Consider the following 17,301-nt stretch of genomic DNA (forward strand, 5'->3'; position numbering starts at 1 on the left):
CCCCGTGCAGTTGCCGCTCCGCGTCTTCGTCGGCGCTCTCGTCGTGCCGGCGTTGCTCGCCGCGGTGGGCCTCGTCGCGCACCCCGCCCCTGGCGTGCCCGCCGGCCACCTGCTGCTCGCGGTGCGGTCGTCGGAGATCGTGCTGGCGGGCACCGCCGCGTCCCCGCGGGAACGTCAGGAGGTCGTGGACGCCGTGCGCGCGCTGACCACCTACCGGATCACCGACGTGATCACCCCCGACGCCGGTGAACGCCTGCCCGTCTCCCCGGCGGTGGCCGCCGCGCTGCTCGGGGCCGTGCTGGACCGGGACGTCACCGACTTCACCGGTGTCGTGCGCGCCGGACACCTGATCGCGTCGGCACGCGTCGTGGACCCGGAGCACGCGGGCTCGCTGAGCGACGCCCTGCGCTCGGCCGCTCCCGGACTGCGCGTCGACGAGGACTTCATGACTACGGGCTAGGAGCTGTTCGGTGTTCGGGTTCTTCTTCCAGATGTTCCTGCTGTGCGCGGGCGCCTTCCTCGCCGGCGTCGTGCTGACCTGGCTCACCCTGCGCTCCCGCGCGTCCACCACCGCCGCTCAGGACGCCGCACCTCTGTCGATCATGGAGGAGCCCGCCGCCGTCGCTCCCGCGATCAAGGCGAACTCGCGCACGATGATGTTCCACACCCCCGAGTCGCCCTACTACAAGCGCATGAAGGGCGACGCGTTCTTCCACTCGCCGGAGGACGCCCGCCGCGCCGGCTACACGATGTGGACGCCCCGCCCGCGCGTGCCGGCCGGCGCCTAGCGCTCGCGCAGCCAGGCGTCGAGTTCGAGGTAGTCGGCGTCTGTCAGGCCGTGGCGCGGGTCGACCTTGTGCAGCAACGCCTTGCCGTGGTGCTGGGCGACCCAGGCATGGTCTTTCTCGCCGATCTCGTCGTCCACCCAGATGAACGGTCTCGTGCCCGCCAGCGTGACCAGGCCGCGGGTCTTCCAGTGCAGGCCCTGGCGCGCGTCGGCGGCTTCGGCGTCCGGGTCGTCCGGCCAGGTCGTGACCGGCAGCGTCGGCAGGCCGAGCAGGGGCGCGATGTGCGTGTTGGCGTCGTCCATCCAGGTCGTGGCCCACATCAGCTCGCACGGCAGGGCGGTGAGCCACGGGCCGTGCGCGGGGTCGAGCCGTGCGAGGCCCGGAGTGCCTGGGACGCCGTCGCCGAAGGGGAGCAACGGGCCGTCGACGTCGAGGAACAGGATCGGGAGCGCGGCCACGACGGGCACGCTACGGCTCACCTCGTAGGCTTGGCCACGTGATTGCCGACGTGATCAAGCCCGGGCTCGACGTGCTCTTCTGCGGCATCAACCCCGGCCTCGTGTCGGAGGCGACCGGGCACCACTTCGCGCGGCCGGGAAACCGGTTCTGGCCCGCCCTTCATTTGTCCGGTTTCACGCCGTCCCAGTTCGCGCCCGCCGAGCAGGAGAAGCTGCTCGACCTCGGTCTGGGCATCACGAACGTCGTCGCGCGGCCCAGTGCCAAAGCCGACGAATTAACAATTGACGAAATGCGTCAGGGTGGGATCGAGCTCGCCGAAAAGGTCGAGCGGTATTCACCGAAGGTTCTCGCGGTGCTCGGCGTGACGGTCTATCGTGCTGCCTTCGGCCGCAAGAAGGCGCAGGTCGGGGCGCAGCAGGACACCGTGGGCGGTGCTCGGGTGTGGGTCCTGCCGAATCCGAGTGGGCTGAACGCGCACTGGCAGTTGCCGGCGTTGGCGCAGGAGTTCGGGCGACTCAAAGCCAGCCTCTAGAACGGAACAAGAGTTCACATTCATGCCCACTGAAAGTGGGCTGGACGGAGTGGGCTCTGGTCTGGTTGCATCCAGATCTGCGTCCGTTCGAGTGCATTCACTCTGAAGTGGAACCCCCGCGCATCGGAATGCGTCAAAATTTGGCAATGCCGTGCAGAACTTGGTGAATGTTCAACACTGGTGGGGGCGCAGTGGAGGTCAGGATTCTCGGGCCGGTCGAGCCGTCAGTGCCGCCGAAGCCCGCGCAGATCTTAGCCGTCCTGGCGGTCGAGTGCGGCAGGATCGTGCCCGTCGAACGGCTCATCGATCTCATCTGGGGCGAGGAGCCGCCGCCGCAGGCGCGCAAGTCGTTGCAGGTCCACATCTCCAGCCTGCGCCGCTCCGGGCTGCCGGTCGAGCACCGGGCGGCGGGCTACGTGCTCAACGCCGACCCCGAGAGCGTCGACCTGCACGCGTTCCGCAGGCTCGTGACCAGGGCGGGCGACGAGGCCGACCTCAAGGTCAAGGCCGAGGTCCTCAACGAGGCGCTGCAGCTCTGGCGCGGCACGCCGGTGGTGTTCGCGCAGACCCTCGACGTGCAACGGCTCGCGGCCGCCGAGGCCTGGGTCGACGCCGAACTGGCGCTGGGCCGGCACGCCGAGCTGATCGACCGGCTCGGGGCGTTCGTCGCCGAGTACCCGCTGGCCGAACGGCTGCGCGGACAGCTCATGACCGCTCTCACGCGGGCCGGGCGCCGCGCGGACGCCATGCGGGTGTTCCGCGAGACGCGCAAGGTGCTCGTCGACGAGCTCGGGGTCGAGCCCGGCGAGCAGCTCCAGCAGCTCTACCGCGACGTGCTGGAGGGCTCGCGGGACAGCCGCCGCAACTACCTGCCGCGCGACGCGGGCGACTTCACCGGCCGCAACAGGGAGCTGAGCAGGCTCCTCGACAGCGACGGCGGCGTGTGGTGGATCGAAGGGCCCGCCGGTGTCGGCAAGTCGGCGCTCGCGGTGCACGCGGCGCATCGGCTCGCCGACCGGTATCCGGACGGGCAGCTGTTCGTCGACCTGCACTCGCCGTCCGGGGCCCTCGACGCGTTGCTGCGCGCGATGGACGTGCCGAGCGAACGGATTCCGGAGTCCGCCGAGGAACGCGCGGCGCTGTGGCGGGCCACGGTCGGCGGGCGGCGCGTGGTGATCGTGCTGGACGGCGTCACGAGCGTCTCGCAGGTCCGGCCGCTGCTGCCGGGCAGCCCGGGCTGCCTGACGCTGATCACGAGCCGCAGCCGGTTGTGCGGGCTCGAAGGCGTCCGCCGCATCCCGTTGGACGTGCTGAGCAGCGACGAGGCGGTCACCCTGCTCCAGCGCATCCTCGGCGACGACCGGGTGTCCGCCGAACCCGACCAGGCGCAGGAGGTCGCGCGGCTGTGCGGGTACCTGCCGCTCGCGGTGCGGATCACCGGCGCGCGGCTGGCCGGTCGCGCGCACTGGCCGGTGTCGAAGCTGGTCAGAAGGCTCTCCGACGAACGCAGCCGGCTCGACGAGCTCGTCGCGGACGACCTCGCGGTGCGGGCCGGTCTGGAGCTGACCTACCGGGCGCTCGACGAGAACGTCCGCCGCGCGTACCGGATCTTCGGGTTCCTCGGGCTGCCCGAGGTGCCGAGCTTCCTGTGGGCGCACCTGCTGGACGAGGACGTGCTCGACCAGCTCGTGGACGCGCGGCTGCTCGACGTCATCGGCAGCGCGCGATACCGGATGCACGAGCTGGTGCGGCTGCACGCCCGTGAGCTCGCCGAGGCGGAGGACCGGCAGCAGGAACGGGAAGACGTCGTGAGAAGGGCCGTGGTCGCTGCTCTGTCCACTGTGGATGGACTGACCGAGCAGCTCTTCCTCGCCGTGCCGCGCATGCAGGACTCGCTGGGCATCGTCGCGACGGCGGCACGCCCGACCGACAAGGACGCCTGGTTCGCGCGCGAGGAGTCGTTGCTGACCAGGCTCGTGGAACGCGCGGCGGAACTCGGTCTCGCGGAGATCGCCTCGCAGCTGGCCGAGGTGCTGGTGTTCGCCTGGTTCGGGCTCAGGAACCGTTACGAGGCCTGGGAACGAACACACACGGCGGCGCTGGAGGCCGTGTGGAGGACCGGAGATCTGCGCCTGGAGGCGGTGCTGCGGTGCAGCCTCGGGCAGATGCACTACAAGCGCGACAACCTGGTCGAGGCGCGGTCGTGGTTCGACACCGCGCAGACGTTGTTCGTGAACATGGGCGACAAGCGCGGCGAGGCCGTGGCGATGAACGGCATCGGCATGGTGTGCCGCGATCTCGGCCAGTACCCGTGCGCACTGGAGGCGCTCGACCGGGCGCGTGAGCTGATGAAGTCGCAGGATCTCGAAGGCGAAGCGCACGCGCTGTACGGAATCGGCTCCATCAAACGGGAACTGGGCGACGACGAGGGTTCGTTCGAGACTCTTCGTCTCGCCGAGTCGATCTACCGCCAGGCGCGCAGCCGGCGGGGTGAGGCGCTGGCGGCCCGCGGGATCGGGCTCGTGCACCGCGCTCGCGGTGAGCTGGACCTCGCCGAGGACCACATCCGGCGCGCCCACGAGATGGTCGCGGGCACCGGCGACGAGCTGCTCGGCTGCTACACCGCCCAGGCGTGGGCGAAGGTGTTGCTGCGCAGGGGTTTGTTCGACCCGGCGGAAGTGCTGTTGCGGCAGGCGCTGGACGGCTGCCGCGACGTCGGCGACCGGTTCGGCGAGGCGCTCGTCCGCCGCACGGTGGGGGAGTGGCGGCTCGCGGCGGGCGACCACGCCGGCGCGCGGGTGGCGCTGACCGACCTGCTGCCGGTGTGGAACGACCTGAGCCTGCCGCTGTGGCGGGCTCGGACACTTCGGGACCTGGGAGCGGTCCACGCCTGTCTGGGGGACGTCGAAGGCGCGGACCGCTCCTGGCGCGAGGCCGCGGAGCTCTTCACGCGACTGGGCACCAGAGAGATGGGGGAGGTGCGCCAGTGGCCTGCTCAGTGGGCCTCGCGGGCACTCAGCCGGTGATCTTCTTGTACTTCCACGGGGCGTAGCCACCGCTCTTGAGCGACGAGATCGTCACGGTCTCGTGGTCCATGTCGGTGGCGGTGCTGCCCTCTTCGTAGATCCACGCGGACGTCTTCGCCGTGTTCGCCCACTTCTCGAACAGCTTCACGTGGCCGTTGCGCAGGATCATGTCGCCCGGCTTGAGGTTCGCCCAGGAGATCTTGGTGGCGACCTCGTCCAAAGTGGACGTGTTGCGGCTCGTCGTCAGCTTCCACGTCATGGACACGAAGCCGGAGCAGTCCGTGCGGTACTTCTTGCCCTTGCCGATGTCCCAGGCGTAAGCCGACTGGCTGTACGGAACCTTGCGGTCCCACCAGTCCTTGGCGCGCTTGATGACCTCGGTGCGGGAGATCGAGCCGCCGTATCCGGCCGCCGCCTCGACCTGCGAGATGGCGGTCTCCTGCTCGGCAGGACCCTCCGGTGCGGCCTGGGCGATGCCGCTCAGGCCACCCAGCAGCCCCAGCGAGATCGCGGTCGCCGCGACGGCGTGGCGAATGCGCATGTGTGTAGCTCCGATCGACTTGCTGTTGGTGATGACCGGAACTGTCCGCCGTGGCGCCAAAGAACGGCCTAAAGCCGATTTAGGCGTTCCTTTACCGCTCCTTCCTAGCGTCGCGATCCGAAATCTTGCCGTGCTGGTTCGCGGTCAGGCGGGTGGATCGCGGTGACGCCCCCACGTCCTCGTACTGGTTGTACGGGGGCGTGGGGGCGGTGCCGCGAGCCGCCCCACTGGGCGTGAACCAGCTCGCCAAGAGTTCGGATCGCGATGCAGCTTTCGCGGCACCTTGGGCATAAGGAGAGAGCACATGTTCGTTCGCACGATCGCAGCCGTGATCGCGATGTTCGCCGCTCTGATCATGGGCGCGTCCGTCGCGTCGGCGGCCCCGGCCAAGTACACCCACTCGCAGGCGACCGCGCAGCTGAGCGCGGCCGGCATCAGCTGGACGTCCAGTGGTGGTTGCAGCAACCGCAACCAGTCGAACTGCACCTCGTTCGAGCAGATCAACCAGACGACCATCGCGGGTGCCAAGACGTTCAAGAGCGCGTCGGGCTGTGCGCTGACCATCACCGGCGGCACGGAGACCGGCCACGCGTCGGGCACGTACTCGCACTGGAACGGGTACAAGGTGGACTACCGCCTGACCAGCTGCGTCACGAACTACATCAAGGGCAGCTTCTCGTCCATCGGCGGGAACAAGTGGAAGTCGAACGCGGGCAACATCTACTACCTCGAGTCGAACCACTGGGACGTCACGTACCACAGCTGCGGCTGCTGAGTTTGTTGCTCAACCAGCCGGGGGCCGGTAGATGTTGACGGGTGACCACACTCGGCGCCGTCTACCGGCCTCAGCTTCCGCCCGAGAACCTGCGTTCCGTCGTCCTGGCCGCGGAGGAGTCCGGTGTGGACTCGTTGTGGCTGTGGGAGGACTGCTTCCTGGAAAGCGGCATCGCCTGCGCTTCCGCCGCCCTGGCCTGGACTTCCCGGCTGAAGGTCGGTGTCGGACTGCTGCCGGTGCCGTTGCGCAACGTCGCGATCACCGCGATGGAGGCCGCGACGCTCGACCGGTTGTTCCCCGGTCGCGTCACGATCGGCGTCGGGCACGGCGTGCAGGACTGGATGGGTCAGGTCGGAGCACGGGTTGCGTCGCCGCTGACGTTGCTGAGCGAGTACACGGAGGCGTTGAAGGCGCTGCTGGCCGGCGAGCGGGTCACCGTGGAGGGCCGGTACGTCAAGCTGAAGGACGTCGCGCTGGACTGGCCGCCGGCCGCGCCGATGCCGATCTACGTGGGCGGCCTGGGCCTGAAGACGCTGGCCCTGGCGGGCGAGGTCGGCGACGGCACGATCCTCGACGCGTCGGCCGATCTCGACCGGGTCCGTGCCGTCAGGGCGGGCCGCGAGCACCCGGTGATCGTCTACGTCGAGACGGACTCCCGTGACCGCGCGTTCGTCACGGATCTGGTCTCCCAGGTGGCCGAAGCGGGCGCTACCAGCGTGATCTTGCAGCAGTCCGCCACGAGCGAGGACCCCGAAGGGTTCGTTCGTTTCGTGGGATCACTCGATGGTGTGAGTGCATAGCGTCGTAGATAACGGCGGATACCTCCGTGCGATGGAACGGTCATGGGCCTTTCGTCGCTGTTCGGGGAGGTAAGCATGCTCGGGCGCAAGAACCGCCGGATCGCAGAGCTGCAGCGGGCCGTGGAGGGCCTGCAGGAACTCCTCGCCCGAATCGGTGACGCCCAATCAGCGCAGACCAGCGTGCTGGACGAGGTCGACAGAGCCGGTGCCGAACTAGTAGCGCTGCGGCACCGGATCAAGAACGCACGCGCCGAACTCCAGCCCCTGAAGGAAGAACTGACCTTCCAGCGGGCAGGTGTGTTCCGCGCCGACGCCGTCGCGGACCACCAGGCGCAACTCGACCTCATCCACGACGAGATGAAGACCCTGATCAAGACCGGCGCGGCGATCGAAGGTGGCGGGCAGGTCACCTACAACGGATCGGACGCGACCGGCCGCAGGCTCGTCGAGGACTGGTCCGCGCTGATGCTCCGCTCGTACAACTGCGAGGCCGAGAACTGCCTGCGCATGCTGCGAGCCGGTGGCCTGGACGCGGCGAGAAGGCGGCTCGATCGCTCGGCGTCGGCGATCGAACGCCTCAGCGGGACGTTCGCGCTCCGCGTCTCGCCGCGTTACCAGGCCTTGCGCACCTACGAACTGGAACTCACCGCGGACCACCTGCAGCGCAAGGCGGAAAGCCGCCGCACCCGCCGAATCGCCTCCTGACCAGCGGGGACCGCACTTCAGCACCCTTTCACTAGATAACTAGTGAAAGGGTGCTACGGTGGTGTGCATGGGACAGAGGGAGCATCCGCCGGTCCTGGCGGAGGACCTGGGGAAGAAGTACTCGCGGGGCTGGGCGTTGCGTGACTGCGCGCTCGAGATCCCCGCGGGCCGGATCGTCGCGCTCGTCGGGCCGAACGGGGCCGGCAAGAGCACGCTGATGGGCATGATCACCGGGTTGCTGCGGCCGACGACGGGCCGGATCTCGGTGTTCGGGGACGCGCCGAACGGGCGTGGGATGCATGGGGCGGTGGCGTTCCTGACGCAGGCCAAGCCCCTGTACCCGCAGTTCACGGTCACCGAGACGCTGCGGTACGGGCGCAACGCCAATCCGGGGTGGGATCAGGCGTACGCCGAGGAACTGGTCGAGAAGGCGCAGGTGCCGTTCGCGGCCAAGGTCGGGACGTTGTCCGGTGGGCAGCGGACGCGGGTCGCGCTGGCGCTGGCGCTGGGGAAGCGGCCTCGGTTGCTGATGCTGGACGAGCCGCTCGCCGATCTTGATCCGCTGGCGCGCGAGAACGTCCTGCAGACGCTCGTGCAGGAGTGCCGGACGCAAGGGATCACGGTGCTGTTGTCGTCGCACGTGCTGGCGGAGCTGGAAGACGTGTGCGATCACCTGGTGCTGCTGGCCGACGGTCGTGTGCGGCTCGCGGGTGATGTCAGCGCGCTGCTGCAAGCGCACGCGGAGCATCGGACGCTCAGCCAGCTCGCGCTCGCATACATGCGGATGGAGGTCGCGGCATGACCTGGATCGTGTGGCGTCAGCAGCGGCCCGTGTTCATCACGCTCGTCGCCGGGCTGGTCGTGGCGGTGGTGGCGATCCTGTTGCTGCGGGCCGTGATGGTCGCCGACCTCACCGCGGGCAACCTCCTCGACTGCGTGGGCAAAGGGATCGACGCGTGCAACAGCCCTGCCGCGAACGACTTCCAGACCACCTGGTTCGACCGGCTGCACCTCGCCGAGGTCACGGTGCTCGCGGCGCCCGTGCTGATCGGCGTTTTCGTTGGTGCGCCGCTGTTCGCGCGGGAGTTCGAGCAGGGCACGCACGCGCTGGCGTTCACGCAGTCGGTCAGCAGGACGCGCTGGATGGCGACCAAGTTCGTCGTCGCCGCACTGCCGGCGTTGGTCGTGGTGCTCGCCTACCAGTTGGTCGTGCACAGCTGGCTGGACGCGGCCGGTCAGCTCGGGCCGCTGAGCATGGGGCCGTTCTACTTCACGACGTTCGACGCTCACGGAGTCTCGCCGGTCGCCTACACGCTCTTCGCCTACACGCTCGGCATGTTCGCGGGTGCGGTGTTCAAACGGACCCTCGTGGCGATGACCCTGACGCTCGGCCTGTTCATCGCGGTGCGGGTCGTGATCGGTGGGGTGCGGGAGTCCCTGATCGCGCCGACCAGGGTGCTCTCCGACGACCTGGACAGCCGCACGGTCGTGCGCGGTCCGCTGGTGGTGGAGTCGGGTTTCCTGGACGCCAAGGGCGCGGTGGTGGCGGATCCGACGCCGATGATGAACTGCGCGGGCAAGGGGGACGCGCAGGGAGCGGTGGACTTCGCGGCCTGCTACCGGGAGAACGGCCTCGCGCAGAGGTACGCCGACGTCATCCCGGTCGACCAGGCGACGACGCTGCACCTGCTGGAGGCGTCGATCTTCGCGGGGCTCGGGGTGCTGTTCGTGCTCGGCTCGGTGTGGGCCGTGCGCAGGCAGGTGTGACGGACGGCGATCGCGGGGACGGGTGGACACCTATGCTGGGCGGCGTGATCGAGTTCCGCATCGATCGGCACTCCGGGGTGTCCACCTATCTCCAGATCGCCGCGCAGGTCAAGCAGGCCATGAGGATGGGGCTGCTCGGACCCGGCGACAAGCTGCCGACGGCACGCGAGGTGGTGGAGGCCACCAGGGTCAACCCCAACACCGTGCTGAAGGCGTACCGCGAGCTCGAACACGAGGGTCTCGTGGAAGGTCGCCGGGGCATGGGCACCTTCATCACGGCCTCGCTCGCCACCGACGCGACGAAGGCGGACGCGCCGCTGCGGCAGGACCTGGAGCAGTGGATGGACCGCGCCGTGGACGACGGGCTGTCGGCCGACGAGGTCGACGCCATCTACACCGACGTGCGGGGCACGCACTACTGATGTCCACTGTGGACTTTGGGAGCACGATGAACGCCAGTCCTGTGCAGGCGCAGAACGTCGCAAAGCACTTCGGGCGGACCAGAGCGCTCGACGACTGCTCGTTCTCGTTGCCGGAGGGCAGCGTGACCGGGCTGGTGGGACCGAACGGCGCGGGCAAGAGCACGTTGCTGTCGTTGATCGCCGGGCTCGCGAAGCCCACCGGCGGCGAGATCACCGTGCACGGCACCGCGGTGAACGGCCGGATGCACCCCGACGTGTCGCTGCTGACCCAGAAAAGGCCGCTCTACGACCAGTTCACCGTCCGCGAGATGATGCGGGCGGGCTCGGCGATGAACGACCGCTGGTCGTCCGGCAGGGCGAACGAGGTGCTGGATCTCCTCGCGGGAGTGGACAAGGACGCGAAGGTGCGCACGTTGTCCGCCGGCGCCCGCACGCAGGTCGCGATCGCGCTGGCGCTCGGCCGGCTGCCGAAGGTGCTGCTGCTGGACGAGCCGCTGTCCGACCTCGACCCGTTGGCGCGCGACGAGACGTTGCGGATCGTCATGACCGATGTCGCCGAACGGGGCACGACGGTGCTGCTGTCGTCGCACCTGCTCACCGACCTCGGCGACGTCTGCGATCACCTGCTGTTGCTGGACGAGGGCCGCGTGCAGGTGGCGGGGGACATCGAGGGGATCCTGGAGGAGCACCAGGTCGTCGTCGGGCCCGCCGGGCTGGACCTGGAGACGGACGGCGTCGTGGTCGACACCTCGCACACGTCCCGCCAGACGACGGCGCTGGTGCGCGGCGGCTTCGTGCCCGAGGGCTTCGAGACCACGCACCCCGACCTGGAAGCGCTGGTCATGGGCTACCTGCGGGCATCACGCACCCGCAAGTTCGCCCGCACTCAGTAGAGGGCCTTGTTCACGCCCTGGATCAACGTCTTGTAGAGACCGCCGGCCGCGCCCCAGCGGGCCAGCGCCGCCCGTGCCGCGTTCGCTCCCGCCGCGCCGTGCACGCCTCCGCCCGGCCACGCCGACGAACCCGCCAGGTAGAGCCGGTCGAACGGGGTGTCCGCGCGGCCGAGGCCCGGCACCGGCCGGAAGACCAGCTGCTGGTGGATTGCCCCGGTGCCGCCGTTGACCGAGCCGATCTCGGCCGGTCCGAGCACGGAACGCCCGAGGATGCGGGACCGGAAGCCGGGCGCGCGTTCCTCGATCATCAGCTCCAGGCGGTCGGCCCGGCGCTTCAGCCGGTCCGGCGTCCAGTTCCCGCTCAGCGGCACGTGCGTGTACGCCCAGGCGGCCTCTGTGCCCGCCGGGGAGCGGGTCGGGTCGGTCGTCGTCATCTGGCCGATGAGCATGAACGGGTTGCGCGGCACCTTGCCGCAGGCCAGTTCGTGGGCCACGGTGGCCATGCCGTTGACGTCGCCGCCGAGGTGGATCGTGCCCGCCCGCGCCGCCTCGGGGTTGGTCCACGGGATCGGGCCGGACAGCGCCCAGTCGACCTTGATCGTGTCGGTGTCCCACTGGAACCGCTTCAGGTCCTCGGCGAGCTTCGACGGCAACGCGTCGGCGCCGATCAGGTCCAGGTAGAGCGACGGCGCGGGCACGTCGGCCAGGACCGCACGGCGTGCGCGCACGACCGAGCCATCGGCCAGACGCACGCCAACGGCGACACCGCGCGCGTGCAGCACACCCGTCACTCGGGCGTTCGTCTCGATGCGGCCGCCGAACCGCCGCACCAGTGACGCGGTCAGCTCACCCGCCCCGCCACGCGGGACCGGGTTGCCGACCTCCTGCGCGAGCATCGCCAGCAGCCAGCCGAAGCCCGCGCCGCCGGCCTGGTCCGGGCCGAGGTCCGTGTGCATCGTGTTGCCCGCCAGCAGCACGCGGGCGCCCTCGCCGTCGAAGAGTTCCTCGCCGAGCCGGCGCACCGGCAACGTCAGCAGGCGGGCCAGCCGCAGGGCGTCGCCGACTCCCGCGGAAAGCAGCAGTGAAAGACCACCCCGCACGGGTGGAAACGGTTGCAACAGAGAGTGAAGTACCGCGTCGCGCACCTGGAGCCACTTCGAGTACTCCGTTTGCCAGCGCTCGGCGTCCGAGTGGGCAAAAGTACCGACGGATTTGGCCGTTTCCGCGACATCTCGCGAGAGCAAGGCCACTCGGTCATCCGGCAGCACGTGCGCTAGTACGGCCGGAGCGTGCTGCCACTGGACGTCGAGGCCCAGCGCGCCGAGGACCGGCGAGCCCAGCCCGAGCGGGTAGAAGGCGCTGAAGACGTCGTTGGTGAAGCCCGGCGCGGTGAGCTCGGCCGACGTCACAGCCCCGCCGGGCCTGTCGCGCTGCTCCAGCACGAGGACGTCCCAGCCCGCGTCCGCGAGCAACGTCGCGGCCACCAGGCCGTTCGGCCCGGATCCGATGACGACCGCGTCGACCTCGTTCACGCACGCCTCCTGTTGCCCGTGTCCGAGCCACGATTCCAGATCTTCACGCGTTCGGATGCGTCCGTACGGAGGTGTGAAATTCGGCCGGGAACGCCGTATCTCATTTCGTTCGGCACCGAAGAGCTAGCACACTCCGTAGTCGAGCGGTAGTCACATGAACCTTACGTATCTGTGTTCCGTACCACATAGAGAGGCATTATGTGACGACGAAATCAATACTGAGCTACCGCTTAGTATGCCGAGATCATTTGGACAAGGACTGCTGCATGCCCCTCCGCCGTGTACTGCCCACCGCCGCCTTGGCGCTTGCCGTCCTCGCGGCCGGTTGTGGCGCCAAGACAGACGAGAAGGTCCAGGTGAAGACCGGGCCGGGCGTTACCGACGACACGATCTCGCTCGGCATCCTCACGGACATGACAGGCCCGTTCAAAGCCTCCGCGCTGACCCGCATGAAGGGCTACGACCTCTACGTGAAGCAGGTCAACGACCGCGGAGGCATCTGCGGCCGCAAGATCGAGCTGAAGCAGAAGGACCACGCGTACGACGTTCAGAAGGCGCTCGACGCGTACTTCGACCTGGAGCCGCAGGTGCTCGGTCTGCTGGAGCTCGCGGGCACCCCGATGACCGCCGCGATCGAGCCCGACATCATGCAGACGCGCACGCTGACCGCCCCCGCGTCGTGGGCCGCGTCATTGCTCGGCAACCCCCACATGATGATCGTCGGCACCACGTACGACCTCGACGTCATCAACGGACTTGATCACTACAAGCGCCGCGGTGTCATCAAGGAGGGCGACACCGTCGGCCACGTCTTCGTCCAGGGCAGCTACGGCGACAACGCCGTCGAGGGCAGCAGGTTCGTCGGGACGCAGTGGAACATGAAGATCGCCGAGCAGCCGATCGGCGAGACCACGGCCGACCTCGCGCAGCAGATCGGCGCGCTGAAGGCCGCGGGCGCGAAGGCCGTCGTGCTGAGCACCACCCCCGCCCAGACCGCCGCCGCCGTCGGGGTGGCCGCGGCGCTGAAGTGGGAGGTGCCGTTCATGGTCAACGTGGTCGGCTTCGACACCGCCATCCTCGACTCGCCGGTCGGCCCCGCCGTGGAGAAGCAGGTGTCCGTGGTGACGTCGGTGGCGCCGTTCACCGGCACCCAGCCCGGCCCGCGCGAGGTGGCGGCGGCGTTCAACAAGTACTACCCGAACGACAAGCCGGCGATCTACGTCGACCACGGCTACACCGTCGCCAAGGTGTTCCTCTCGGTCATCGAGAAGGCGTGCCAGAACGGCGACCTCTCGCGCGACGGCGTGCTGGACGCGTTCCACAACACCAACGGCCTGGACACCCAGGGCCTGACCAGCGCGCTGCACTACTCGCTCGTCGGGCGGCCGTCGGCCACGCAGTCCTACATCACCAAGGTCGACTCGAAGGCGCCCGGCGGTCTCACGACCGTCGAGGAGTTGTTCGAGTCCGAGCTCGTGAAGATGAAGGGCACCCGCGCCAAGTAACGACCAAATGGTAAACGGCCCCTCCCGCACTCGGGAGGGGCCGTTTTCGTCGTCCTACTTGCCGAATCCGGCCTTGCGGAGCGCGTCCGCCATCGAGCCGCTCGCGGCCGGCGGCGCACTGCGTTGCTGGCCGCCGCGCTGGGGCTGTCCGCCACGCTGCTGCGGACGACGGTCACGGCCACCGCCGCCACCGCCCTGCTGCTTCGGCGCGGGCTTGCCCGGCTCGTCGGTCAGGCGCAGCGTCAGGCCGATGCGCTTGCGGGCCTCGTCGACCTCCAGCACCTTCACCCGCACCACGTCACCGGACTTGACGACGTCGCGCGGGTCCTTCACGTAGGTGTTGGACAGGGCCGAGATGTGCACCAGACCGTCCTGGTGCACGCCGATGTCCACGAACGCGCCGAACGCGGCCACGTTCGTCACGACGCCCTCCAGCACCATGCCGGGCTTGAGGTCGGCGATCTTCTCGACGCCGTCCGCGAAGGTCGCCGTCTTGAACGCCGGACGCGGGTCGCGGCCTGGCTTCTCGAGTTCGCGCAGGATGTCCGTGACCGTCGGCAGACCGAACTGCTCGTCCACGAACTGTTCGGGCCGCACCTTCGTCAGCACCGCGGTGTTGCCGATCAGCTCGGCGCCCGCGGCCTCCTGGATCCGCCGCACGACCGGGTACGCCTCGGGGTGCACCGAGGAGGCGTCCAGCGGCTCGTCGCCACCGCGGATCTTGAGGAAGCCCGCGCACTGCTCGAACGCCTTCGGGCCGAGCCGCGCCACGTCTTTCAACGCCTTGCGGGACTTGAACGGACCGTTGGCGTCGCGGTGCAGCACGATGTTCTCCGCGAGACCGGCGGTGATGCCGGAGACGCGGCTCAGCAGCGGCACCGAGGCGGTGTTGAGGTCCACACCGACCGCGTTCACGCAGTCCTCGACCACCGCGTCCAGCGAGCGCGACAGCTTCGACTCCGCGAGGTCGTGCTGGTACTGGCCGACGCCGATCGACTTCGGGTCGATCTTCACCAGCTCGGCCAGCGGGTCCTGCAGGCGCCGCGCGATCGACACCGCGCCGCGGATCGACACGTCGAGGCCCGGCAGCTCGGACGACGCGTAGGCCGACGCCGAGTACACCGACGCGCCCGCCTCGGACACCACGATCTTGGTGAGGCCCAGGTCGGGGTGGCGCTTGATCAGGTCGGCGGCGAGCTTGTCGGTCTCCCGCGACGCCGTGCCGTTGCCGATCGCGATCAGGTCGACGTTGTACTGCTTGGACCACGCCGCGAGCTTCGCGATCGACTCGTCCCAGCGGTTCGCGGGCACGTGCGGCTGGATGACGCCGTGCGCGACGACCTTGCCGGTGGCGTCGACGATCGCGACCTTCACGCCGGTGCGGTAGCCGGGGTCGAGGCCCATCGTGGCGCGCGTGCCGGCCGGGGCGGCCAGCAGCAGGTCGCGCAGGTTCGAGGCGAAGATCTTCACGGCCTCGTCCTCGGCGAACTGGCGCAGCCGGCCGCGCAGGTCGATGCCCAGGTGCACGAGGATCCGCGTCCGCCACGCCCAGCGCACCGTGTCGGTGAGCCACTTGTCGCCGGGACGGCCGCGGTCGTCGATGCCGAAGCGCGAGGCGATGCGCACCTCGAACGTCGACGGACCCTCCTCACGCGGCTCCTCCGGCTCCAGGACGAGGTCGAGGACCTCCTCCTTCTCGCCGCGGAACAGCGCCAGGATGCGGTGCGACGGCAGCTTGGAGAACGGCTCGTCGAACTCGAAGTAGTCGGAGAACTTGGCGCCGTCGGTCTCCTTGCCCTCGCGGACCTTGGAGACGACCCGGCCGCGCGTCCACATCTGCTCGCGCAGCTCGCCGATCAGGTCGCCGTCCTCGCCGAATCGCTCGACCAGGATGGCCCGCGCGCCCTGCAGGGCGGCCGCGGTGTCCGCGACCTCCTTCGCCGGGGCGACGAACTTGGCGGCTTCCTCCTGCGGGTTCAGGCCAGGATCACCCAGAAGTGCGTCGGCCAGCGGTTCGAGACCGGCCTCCTTCGCGATCTGGGCCTTCGTGCGGCGCTTCTGCTTGTACGGCAGGTAGAGGTCCTCCAGCCGCGCCTTGGACTCGGCGGCGAGGATCTGCGCTTCCAGGGCCTCGTTCAGCTTGCCCTGTTCGCGGATGGAGTTGAGGACGGCCGCGCGGCGCTCCTCCAGTTCGCGCAGGTAGCCGAGCCGTTCCTCGAGCGTGCGCAACTGGGTGTCGTCGAGACCGCCGGTCGCCTCCTTGCGGTAGCGGGCGACGAACGGGACGGTCGCGCCACCGTCGAGCAGTTCGACAGCAGAGCCGACCTGGCCTGCGGCCACTCCGAGCTCGTCAGCGATCTTCTGGTGGATGAGCGTTGTCACAGCGCGCCATTCTGCCCGCTGTCCGATTCGACGTGGCACGGTGTCCTTCATGACCATCGCCGAGGTCGTCCCCTCACTGCTGTCGGGCCTGGACGTACCGGGTGCCGACAACACGCTCGGCCTTCCCGCGGCCCGGCGTGTCGTCCTGCTGCTCGTCGACGGTCTGGGCCACGAGCTGCTGCGCGCTCATGCCTCGCACGCACCGTTCCTGTCCTCGCTGCCCGACCGCTCGATCGACGCCGGTTTCCCGTCCTCGACGGCCACCAGCCTCGCCTCGATCGGCACCGGGCTGCGGTCAGGGGAGCACGGCGTCGTCGGCTACACGTTCGAGGTCGGCGACGAGGTCCTCAACTCGCTGAGCTGGACGCGGGCCAGTGAACGCCACCACGACCTGCGCAAGACGCTCGTGCCCGAGGTCGTGCAGCCGCACCCGACGCTGTTCGAACGGGCGGCGGCGGCCGGGGTCGCCGCCAGCACGGTCGCGCCGCTCGTCCACCGCTCCTCCGGCCTCACGCGGGCGGTGCTGCGCGGCTCGTGGTTCCGTGGCACGGCCGGGTTCGGCGACCTCGCGCTGGGAGCGGTGGCGGCGGTCCGGCAGGACCGTTCGTTCTGCTACGCCTACCACGCGGATCTCGACACGATCGGGCACATCTACGGGCCGGGCTCCGACGAGTGGCTGATGCAACTGGAGTTCGTGGACGTGCTGGCCTCGCGCGTCGCCGCGCGGATGCCCCCGGACTCGTTGCTCGTCGTGACGGCGGACCACGGCATGGTCACCGCGGGCGACCGGATCGACTTCGACACCGAACCGCTGCTGTGGCAGGGAGTCCGGGTGATCGCCGGTGAGCCTCGGGTGCGGTACCTGTACACCGAGACCGACGAGGTGCAGGCCGTGTGGCGGGAGTTCCTCGGCGACCGCGCGGACGTGCTGACGCGCGAGGAGGCCGTGGAAGCCGGGTGGTTCGGCCCGGTCAGCCCGCTGGCGGCCGACCGGATCGGGGACGTGGTGGTGGCGATGAAGGACTCCGCGGTGGTCCTGCGCGGCCAGGCCGAGCCCACGTGGAACGGCATGACGGGGTTCCACGGCTCGCGCACCTCCGCGGAGATGGCGATTCCGCTACTCGTCCACTCAGTGACTTCAATGTAGATCGAAGTCAGCCCTTTCCGTTGCCTC

At 69.4% G+C, this 17,301-nt stretch carries 16 protein-coding genes and 1 pseudogene; 13 read left to right on the plus strand and 4 right to left on the minus strand.

What is annotated here, in order from left to right; translation table 11 throughout:
- The first annotated feature begins 4 nt into the window (after positions 1-4).
- Positions 5-460, plus strand: a complete 456-nt coding sequence (locus tag SK854_RS32225; RefSeq protein WP_319978894.1) for a hypothetical protein — start codon at positions 5-7, stop codon at positions 458-460.
- 10 nt (positions 461-470) lie between these two features.
- A complete protein-coding gene (locus SK854_RS32230) occupies positions 471-788 on the plus strand; it encodes a sunset domain-containing protein (RefSeq protein ID WP_319978895.1) in 318 nt (105 codons plus the stop codon).
- Here SK854_RS32230 and SK854_RS32235 read toward each other — a convergent pair.
- Positions 785-1,246, minus strand: a complete 462-nt coding sequence (locus SK854_RS32235) for an HAD domain-containing protein (RefSeq protein WP_319978896.1) — start codon at positions 1,244-1,246, stop codon at positions 785-787. The two genes, SK854_RS32230 and SK854_RS32235, sit on opposite strands and share 4 nt — an antisense overlap.
- A 38-nt stretch (positions 1,247-1,284) precedes the next feature.
- On the opposite strand from SK854_RS32235, the gene mug reads away from it, so the two are divergent.
- Positions 1,285-1,779 carry a G/U mismatch-specific DNA glycosylase gene (gene mug / locus SK854_RS32240; protein ID WP_319978897.1) on the plus strand — a complete coding sequence of 165 codons (495 nt, stop codon included), beginning with the start codon at positions 1,285-1,287 and terminating at the stop codon, positions 1,777-1,779.
- A gap of 191 nt (positions 1,780-1,970) precedes the next feature.
- Positions 1,971-4,805, plus strand: coding sequence for an AfsR/SARP family transcriptional regulator (locus SK854_RS32245; RefSeq protein WP_319978898.1), 2,835 nt, complete (start codon positions 1,971-1,973; stop codon positions 4,803-4,805).
- Here SK854_RS32245 and SK854_RS32250 read toward each other — a convergent pair.
- Positions 4,795-5,346 carry an NlpC/P60 family protein gene (locus tag SK854_RS32250; RefSeq protein WP_319978899.1) on the minus strand — a complete coding sequence of 184 codons (552 nt, stop codon included), beginning with the start codon at positions 5,344-5,346 and terminating at the stop codon, positions 4,795-4,797. The genes SK854_RS32245 and SK854_RS32250 overlap by 11 nt on opposite strands.
- A 304-nt stretch (positions 5,347-5,650) precedes the next feature.
- Here SK854_RS32250 and SK854_RS32255 point away from each other — a divergent pair, with 304 nt between their 5' ends.
- From SK854_RS32255 to SK854_RS32285, 7 genes and pseudogenes are all read left to right on the plus strand, one after another.
- Positions 5,651-6,121 carry a hypothetical protein gene (locus tag SK854_RS32255; protein ID WP_319978900.1) on the plus strand — a complete coding sequence of 157 codons (471 nt, stop codon included), beginning with the start codon at positions 5,651-5,653 and terminating at the stop codon, positions 6,119-6,121.
- Between the two features lie 41 nt (positions 6,122-6,162).
- Positions 6,163-6,921 carry an LLM class flavin-dependent oxidoreductase gene (locus SK854_RS32260; RefSeq protein ID WP_319978901.1) on the plus strand — a complete coding sequence of 253 codons (759 nt, stop codon included), beginning with the start codon at positions 6,163-6,165 and terminating at the stop codon, positions 6,919-6,921.
- A gap of 75 nt (positions 6,922-6,996) precedes the next feature.
- Entirely contained in the window at positions 6,997-7,626 is a 630-nt protein-coding gene (locus SK854_RS32265) for a DUF4041 domain-containing protein (RefSeq protein ID WP_319978902.1), read from the plus strand.
- A gap of 67 nt (positions 7,627-7,693) precedes the next feature.
- Positions 7,694-8,200 (plus strand): annotated as a pseudogene (locus tag SK854_RS32270) (ATP-binding cassette domain-containing protein); the annotation flags it as partial.
- A gap of 224 nt (positions 8,201-8,424) precedes the next feature.
- Positions 8,425-9,393 (plus strand): ABC transporter permease, encoded by a 969-nt coding sequence (locus SK854_RS32275; RefSeq protein WP_319978904.1) that lies wholly within the window; start codon positions 8,425-8,427, stop codon positions 9,391-9,393.
- Positions 9,394-9,437: 44 nt separating this feature from the next.
- Positions 9,438-9,815, plus strand: coding sequence for a GntR family transcriptional regulator (locus SK854_RS32280; protein WP_319978905.1), 378 nt, complete (start codon positions 9,438-9,440; stop codon positions 9,813-9,815).
- Positions 9,816-9,841: 26 nt separating this feature from the next.
- Positions 9,842-10,708 carry an ABC transporter ATP-binding protein gene (locus tag SK854_RS32285; RefSeq protein ID WP_319978906.1) on the plus strand — a complete coding sequence of 289 codons (867 nt, stop codon included), beginning with the start codon at positions 9,842-9,844 and terminating at the stop codon, positions 10,706-10,708.
- On the opposite strand, the gene SK854_RS32290 is transcribed toward SK854_RS32285, so the two are convergent.
- Positions 10,702-12,240, minus strand: coding sequence for a phytoene desaturase family protein (locus SK854_RS32290; RefSeq protein ID WP_319978907.1), 1,539 nt, complete (start codon positions 12,238-12,240; stop codon positions 10,702-10,704). The two genes, SK854_RS32285 and SK854_RS32290, sit on opposite strands and share 7 nt — an antisense overlap.
- 266 nt (positions 12,241-12,506) lie before the next feature.
- On the opposite strand from SK854_RS32290, the gene SK854_RS32295 reads away from it, so the two are divergent.
- Positions 12,507-13,745 carry an ABC transporter substrate-binding protein gene (locus tag SK854_RS32295; protein WP_319978908.1) on the plus strand — a complete coding sequence of 413 codons (1,239 nt, stop codon included), beginning with the start codon at positions 12,507-12,509 and terminating at the stop codon, positions 13,743-13,745.
- Positions 13,746-13,799: 54 nt separating this feature from the next.
- Here the strand turns inward: SK854_RS32295 and SK854_RS32300 are convergent, their stop codons facing one another.
- Complete coding sequence (locus SK854_RS32300) at positions 13,800-16,127, minus strand: Tex family protein (RefSeq protein ID WP_319978909.1); 2,328 nt, start codon at positions 16,125-16,127, stop codon at positions 13,800-13,802.
- A 49-nt stretch (positions 16,128-16,176) separates the two neighbouring features.
- Between SK854_RS32300 and SK854_RS32305 the strand changes: the two genes are divergently transcribed.
- Positions 16,177-17,274 (plus strand): alkaline phosphatase family protein, encoded by a 1,098-nt coding sequence (locus SK854_RS32305; RefSeq protein ID WP_319978910.1) that lies wholly within the window; start codon positions 16,177-16,179, stop codon positions 17,272-17,274.
- The last annotated feature ends 27 nt before the right edge of the window (positions 17,275-17,301 follow it).

The sequence above is a fragment of the Lentzea sokolovensis genome (assembly GCF_033949975.1).
Classification (GTDB): Bacteria; Actinomycetota; Actinomycetes; order Mycobacteriales; family Pseudonocardiaceae; genus Lentzea; species Lentzea sokolovensis.